The organism is Methylobacterium sp. B1 (genome assembly GCF_000333255.1).
Lineage (GTDB): Bacteria > Pseudomonadota > Alphaproteobacteria > Rhizobiales > Beijerinckiaceae > Methylobacterium > Methylobacterium fujisawaense.
In genome coordinates this window covers 1-6745 of record NZ_BACT01000050.1, presented here as the reverse complement: position 1 = coordinate 6745, position 6745 = coordinate 1, and the positions used below count along the sequence as shown (strand labels likewise).

The following is a 6745-nucleotide window of genomic DNA, read 5'->3' as shown; positions in this document are numbered from 1 at the left end:
GAGGATCGCGGCCGAGAGGACGTAGGCGATCCACAGCAGCGCTGGACGTCGGGCCGTCAGAAACACGCGCAGGATCATGAACACCAACACCTGCCCGATCAGCAGCACGCAGGCCTGGCCCTCGAAACGACCTGCCGCACGCCACCAGGATCGGTCCTCCGGCACCGCCCGCCCTTCCACCAACAGGGTGCCGGCCGCGGCCAGTGCCAGCGTGAGCAAAGCGGCGACCGCGATGTGTCGCGGGACGCGGAAGCGCGGCCGCGCCGCCTGCCGCCGGTGCCAAGACGCGATCTCGACGGCATAGAAGCCGACGACGGGCGTCGCGAGGGCCGCGCCCACGATCGCGATCTTCGTCGGCAGCGGCCTGGACGCCAATGCCCGACAGCGCGCGACGCGGCTGACCCAGACGAGATGCGCGACGATCACACCCCCAAGCAGGACGATCGCGATCCAGAGGAGTCGCAGGACGCCGGCGAGGGCGTCGCTATTGATGAACATACCGTGCCTCCGCCGACGCGGCAGATGCGACCGAACTTACCGCCGCCAAGGGTCGCGCGGCAGCACCCGACTTGTCCAACCTCCGGATATCGGCTGCATCGTCGGCGGATGCTGCATCACAGCCCGAGATGGCGGGCTCACGAGCGGCCGAAGGCCCGCGCGGCGGGCCAGATCGCGGCGCGGTCTCGGGGATCCAGATCGCGCGTCCGGCCGCGCAGGGCGGTCGACTGTTGCCTTTCGACAGTCGCAAACCGTTCGTTCGCCTGCCCCCAGCGGCGGCCCAACCGTCGCGCATCGGATCACCGCCGGCCCGTGCGCATCCACGCCTTGGGTTCGGAGCCCGACCGGCACCGGGTCACCGTCAGATGGCGGAGTGCTTTCGAGGACGGTCCGTGGACATGACCGTGATGATCCGAGATTCCGGGAGCAGGAGAGCCAGCACGCGCGCCGGCCGGGTCCGCAATGCTGCAGACCCTCCGCCATGGCCGCAGGGCGGGTGACTATCGAAAACCGAAGGGGGCCCGTCCACAACTTGAATTCTTGGCAGAGCACGTTCTTTCAGGTTGTATAGTGCCAGTGCTCGATATCCGCGCGCTGCATCGATGTTTACGAGATTTTTATAAGAGTCGGGCCATTGGACTGGTTGGATCGCCGTCATTCAATAGTTCAGGGTCATCATGAAAACGCTTTCGCGGCTGAGCACGCGCCTTCCCGCGACGACCGTCGGCCTCGCGCTTCTGAGCGCCACCGCCATGGGTGGATTCAGCTGGTACTCGGCGCGGTCGGGCTTGATCACCGCGGCGCACGAGCGCCTCGAACTCGCCGCGGCGGCGCGGCGGGACGCGATCGAGCTGGTGGCGGACCGGATGCAGGCGGACTTCCAGGCGGTGGCGACCCATCCGCAGATCGTCTCGAATTTCACGGACCTGATCGAGAATCTCGACCCTGCGAAGCCCGACACCGCGAGCGTCATCGAGGCGTTCCAAGCGCCTCAGACGGCTGAGGCGCGGATCGCCCTCGACGGCAGCGGCATGACGTCGATGTATGCCCGGCGCCACGTCAAGGTCCAGGAAGTGGCCCACAAGCTCGTGGCCCAGCCCGGCTACGCCGACCTGATGTTCGTCGATAACAACGGCCGGATCGTCTACACCACGACCAAGGGCGCCGATTTCGCCAAATCGGTCTCGGAGGATGGCTTGGCGGGCTCGGCGCTCGCGCGGCTCGTCGAGCGTCTCAAGTCCGCCGATCCGGGCGCGGTTCTCTTCGAGGATTTCGCCGCCTACCCTGTGGATGGGACCCCGGCTGCCTTCATCGGCCGTGTCATGACCAAGCGGGCGAACGTCGCCATGGGCACGGCGCAGGCGGCCGAGCGGACCGGCTACATCGTCATGCGGGTCACGCCGACCCTGTTCGATCAAACGCTGTCCAAGCGGACCGGTCTCGGCGAGACCGGGCAGATCCTGGCGATCGGGACAGACGGGCTGTTGCGCAGCAACCCACCGCTGAACCCGGCTCTGCATGCCGGCGCAGGCCTCGCCGGAATCGGCCTGGCCGCCGACCGGATCAAGGTCGGCGGTCCGGTCGATTTCACGGCCGAGAACGGCGCACACATGGCGGCCGCCTCGCCGGTGACGGTCCTCGGCGCGCCCTGGACCGTGCTGGCTGAGCAGACCCAGGCGGAGGCAATCAATGCCGTGCAGGCCCTGTCTCGGACGCTGATCCTGACCGGTCTCATCGTCCTGGCCGTCACGGCGGTGCTCGGCCTGCTGCTCGCGCGCTCGATCGTGTCGCCGCTGGGAGCCCTGACCCGCGCGCTGAAGGCCCTCGCCGACCGCCAGGCCCTGACCGACGTTCCCGGCAGCAAGAGGCGGGACGAGATCGGCGACATCGCCCGCGCGGTCGTCACCATCCGCGACATGTCGCTTGAGGATGCCGCCCAGCAGCTTCAGACGACCGAGGCCGCGCGTCTGCGCGAGGAGCAGAGCCGCCGCGCCATGCTGAAAGATCTCGCCGACGGCTTCGAACGCTCGGTCGGGGCCATCGTCGAGGGCCTGACGGGGGCCGTCACGGAGCTTCAGGGAGCCTCGGGTACCATGCGGAGTGCGGTCGCGGGCACGTCCGAACGCTCGACCAGCGTCGCCAGTGCCGCCCAGCAGACCTCCGAGAACGTCAACACCGTTGCGGCCGCGGCCGAGGAACTCGGCGCCACCGTGCAGGAGATCGGCCGCCAGGTCGAGCAGGCGGCCGGGATGTCGGCGACGGCCGTCGGTGAGGCGCGTCGGGCCGAGCAGACCATGACGGAGCTGGCCGCCGCAGCGACGCGGATCGGCGACGTCGTCGGGATGGTCTCGACGATTGCCGGTCAGACCAATCTGCTGGCCCTGAACGCCACGATCGAGGCGGCCCGGGCCGGCGAGGCCGGGCGCGGCTTCGCGGTGGTCGCCTCCGAGGTCAAGGAACTCGCCGCCCAGACCAGCCGGGCCACCGAGGAGATCAGCCGGCAGGTCGCGGCGATCCAGACCGTCACCGGCGATGCGGCCGGTGCGATCCAGGGAGTCACGGCTCAGATCGAGGCGATGAACCACGTGTCGACCAGCATCGCGGCTGCGGTGGATCAGCAGGGCGTCACCACGCAGGACATCGTCCGCAGCATGGGCCAGGCGTCCGCCGGCACCGGCACGATGACCGTCGAGATCGCCGAGGTCGCCCGGGTCGCGGGCGATGCGGGTCAGGCCGCGGCTTCGGTTGCTCAGGCGTCCGATGCCCTGGCGACGCGCTCGGAGCAGCTCCGCGCCGAGGTGGCGCAGTTCCTGCGCAACGTGCGGGCCGCGTAGACCGGACGAGACCCGAGGCGGCCTCAGGCCGCCTCGGCCGGACGCGGCACGGGCTTCTGCGCCGCGCGCCCCGCGAAGGCCTGTGCGGCCAGGGGCAGTTCGATCGCGGCGCAGAGCCCGCCCCCGGGGCGATTTTCCAGCTGCAGGCGCCCGTTATGGGCCTCGACGATCGCCTGCACGATCGACAGGCCGAGTCCGAAGCCGCTGGCCTCGTTGAGATTGCGGGCCCGGTCGCCGCGCACGAAGGGCTGGAGCATGGCCTCCCGCTCCGCCTCGGGAATCCCGGGGCCCGAATCCAGGATGCAGACCCGGACACCGCGCTCGGACGCTTCCATCTGGACTTCGGCGCGGCCGCCGTACTTCACGGCGTTGTCCACGAGGTTGGTCACCGCCCGCTGGAGTTCCTCGGGCCTTCCTTGGACCAGGACGTGCCGGCTGCGGCTGACGCTGACCGGGGATCCGAAATCCGAGAAGTCGTCGCAGACCGTCTGGACCACCGATGCGAGGTCCACGAGGCTGTGGCTGTTCGCATCCCGGATCTGGCCGTCGCGCACGAAGGAGAGCGCCGCCTCGACGAGGCCGTTCATCTGGTCGAGGTCGCGCAGGGTGGAGGCGCGGGCGTGCTCGTCCTCGATGAACTCGGCGCGCAGGCGGAGCCGGGTGATCGGCGTGCGCAGGTCATGGCTGATCGCCGCCAGCATCTGCGTCCGGTCGTCGATCAGGCGGCGCACCCGCGACCGCATCCGATCCAGCGCCCGGGATACGGCGAGCACCTCGCGCGGGCCCGCCTCCGGCAGCGCCACGTGGTCGTCGCGGGCGCCGAACGCCTCGGCGGCACCGGCGAGCCGCTTCAGCGGCGCCGTGAGGGCGCGGGTGGCCCAGACGCAGAGCAGCGCCAGGGTCAGCGCCAGGAAGACGACGGTGAAGATCAGCGCACCCTGGCGGGGCCCACGGAGGGGATCGTTCGGCAGCGTCGCCTGGAGCCGCGCGCCCCCCGGCGTGACGATGCCGATATGCAGCCGCGCGTCCGACCGCTCCCCGTCCGGATCGGCCGCGGAGAGGTCGGTGATCGTCACCGGCCGGCCGGCGCCGTTGCGCAGCCGCCGGATCACCGGCAGGTCGGGCGGCGACGTCGCCCCCGGCAATACGGTGCCGTCCCAGGGCTCGACATGGATCAGCGGCAGGCTGCGACCGCTCGCGAGCAGGGCCGGCCGCGCCGCCGGATCGGCGGCGTCCAGCAGTCTCACCAGCACTCCGAGGCGGCTCGCGGCCACACCCGGCAGCGTGTCGGGGTTCTGCGATTCGTGCAGAATCAGGAATGCCGCGGTGGCGACCACATGGGCGACCGCGATGCCGGCGACCACGAGCAGCGCGATCTGGCCCGCGATGGTCTTCGGACGCAGCCGCGCGCGAAGACGGCGCAGACCGCTCATGACCGCGTGACCTCCGGCGTGAACAGATAACCGCCCGACCGGATCGTGCGGATGAATTCCGGATTGCGGGTGTCGCGCTCGATCTTCTGACGGATCCGGGAGATCAGCACGTCGATGCTGCGTTCGAACGGGCCGGCGGAGCGGCCCTGCGTGAGGTCGAGGAGCTGGTCCCGCGACAGAACCCGCCCGGGCCTGAGGCAGAGGGCGTGCAGGAGATCGAACTCCGCCCCGGTGATCGAGATGCGGGCGCCCTCGGGGGACAGAACCTGGCGCAGGGACACGTCGAGCGTCCAGCCCGAGAAATGCAGCCGCCGCCGCTCGTCCGCGTCGGGGGCCTCGGCCGCGACCCGCCGCAGGATCGCGCGGATGCGAGCGAGCAGCTCCCGCGGGTTGAACGGCTTGGCGAGGTAATCGTCGGCGCCGAGCTCCAGGCCGAGGATCCGGTCCACCTCCTCGGATTTCGCCGTCAGGATCAGGATCGGGATCTGCGACGTGCCGCGCAGGCGCTTGCACAGGCTCAGTCCGTCCTCGCCGGGAAGCATCAGGTCGAGGACGATCAGGTCGATCCGCGCTTCCGCAAGGACCCGGTCCATCTCGGCCCCGTCACCCGCCAGCGTGACCCGGCAATCGTTGCCGCGCAGGTAGCGCGCGATCAGGGCCGAGATCTCTCGATCGTCCTCGACCACGAGGATGTGGGGTGTTGCGGGTGCGTTCATCGCGAAGGAATCGGTCAGCGGTTCGGCCTGCATCATCAGGCTATTATGGCCCGATCCGCCGATTATTCGAAGGTGGGCGACGGAACCAATTTGTAAGCGCGTGTTTCCCGCACGGGCCTCAACTGAGTTGCCACATGGCGTCAAACCATACGGGGGTAACGATGACCGGATCCGAGGATCGGAAGGACCTGATCGCGCCGCAGCCGCCGGAACTCGCCTCGCCCTGGCGGACCGAGGCCCGGGCGGCGCTTCAGGCCGAGGCCCGCGCCTTCGCGCGCGACACGGTGCTGCCGATGGCCGACACGCTCGACCGGCAGAAGGCCGAGATGCCGCGTACGCTCATCGACGCCATGGCCGCGAAGGGCTGGTTCGGCATCACGATCCCCGCAGAGCACGGCGGCCTGGGCCTCGGCGTGTTCGAGTACTGCCTCGTCTCGGAGGAACTGGCGCGGGCGTGGCTCTCCGTGGGCAGCATCCTGGCGCGCGGCCAGGGCCTGGGCACCCAGACCCTCGACGCGGAGCGCCGGGCGGAGCTGCTTCGCCGTTCGGCCCGGGGACAATGGATCGGCTCGATCTCCCTGTCGGAGCCCAATGCCGGCTCCGACCTCGCCGGCGTGCAGACCCGGGCGGTGCGGGACGGCGACCTCTGGCGGCTCACCGGCACCAAGCGCTGGGCCGGCTTCGCAAAGGGCGCCGATTTCATCGAGGTCCTCGCGCGCACCCGCGACCCGGAGCCCGGGGAATCGCGCTCCGCCGGCCTGGAGCCCTTTCTGGTGCTCAAGGAACGCGACAGCTTCCCGCCCGGCGTGACCGGGAGGGTGATCGACAAGATCGGCTACCACGGCTTCCAGACCTTCGAACTGACCCTCGAGGACGTGTGCGTGCCCGAGAGCGACCGGCTCACCGGACTCTACGGCGACCAGGGAGCGGACGCGGATTCCGGCGGCTTCGCCGCGGTGCAGCGCGGCCTCAACATCGCCCGGGTCCACACGGCGGCCCGGGCCGTCGGCGTCGCCCGGGCGGCGGTCGAGGATTGCCAGAGCTATCTTCAGGAGCGGGTCCAGTTCGGCCACCCGATCGGCGATTTCCAGGCGCTGCGCTTCGCCCTTGCCGACATGGCGGCCGAGGTCGCGCAGGCGCGGGCCTTCTGGCATCAGGTCGCCCACCTCCTCGACCAGGGCGAGGCCGCCGAGAGCGAATCGGCGATGGTGAAGCTCCTGGCCACCGAGATGGCGGTGCGGGTCACCAACCAGGCGATGCAGCT

Annotated in this window: 5 protein-coding genes; 2 read left to right on the top strand and 3 right to left on the bottom strand. The window is 70.2% G+C overall.

Features of this window, described 5'->3' with window-relative positions:
* The coding region (locus tag I53_RS01465; RefSeq protein ID WP_043345908.1) for a hypothetical protein at positions 1 to 498 on the bottom strand (498 nt) is incomplete at its 3' end.
* A gap of 677 nt (positions 499 to 1175) precedes the next feature.
* Between I53_RS01465 and I53_RS01460 the strand changes: the two genes are divergently transcribed.
* Positions 1176 to 3332, top strand: a complete 2157-nt coding sequence (locus tag I53_RS01460) for a methyl-accepting chemotaxis protein (protein WP_043345907.1) — start codon at positions 1176 to 1178, stop codon at positions 3330 to 3332.
* Positions 3333 to 3355: 23 nt separating this feature from the next.
* Here I53_RS01460 and I53_RS01455 read toward each other — a convergent pair whose 3' ends face one another.
* Positions 3356 to 4765 (bottom strand): ATP-binding protein, encoded by a 1410-nt coding sequence (locus I53_RS01455; RefSeq protein WP_043345905.1) that lies wholly within the window; start codon positions 4763 to 4765, stop codon positions 3356 to 3358.
* Positions 4762 to 5517, bottom strand: coding sequence for a response regulator (locus I53_RS01450; RefSeq protein ID WP_170861821.1), 756 nt, complete (start codon positions 5515 to 5517; stop codon positions 4762 to 4764). The genes I53_RS01455 and I53_RS01450 overlap by 4 nt, the downstream gene beginning before the upstream one ends.
* A 125-nt stretch (positions 5518 to 5642) precedes the next feature.
* Here I53_RS01450 and I53_RS01445 point away from each other — a divergent pair.
* On the top strand, positions 5643 to 6745 hold a 1103-nt coding region (locus I53_RS01445), incomplete at its 3' end, for an acyl-CoA dehydrogenase family protein (RefSeq protein ID WP_043345903.1).

Excerpts from the sequence above, each read along its gene's own strand:
- I53_RS01450 (WP_170861821.1), bottom strand. The coding sequence starts at position 5,517 with ATGATGCAGGCCGAACCGCTGACCGATTCCTTCGCGATGAACGCACCC.
- I53_RS01455 (WP_043345905.1), bottom strand. The coding sequence starts at position 4,765 with ATGAGCGGTCTGCGCCGTCTTCGCGCGCGGCTGCGTCCGAAGACCATC.
- I53_RS01460 (WP_043345907.1), top strand. The coding sequence starts at position 1,176 with ATGAAAACGCTTTCGCGGCTGAGCACGCGCCTTCCCGCGACGACCGTC.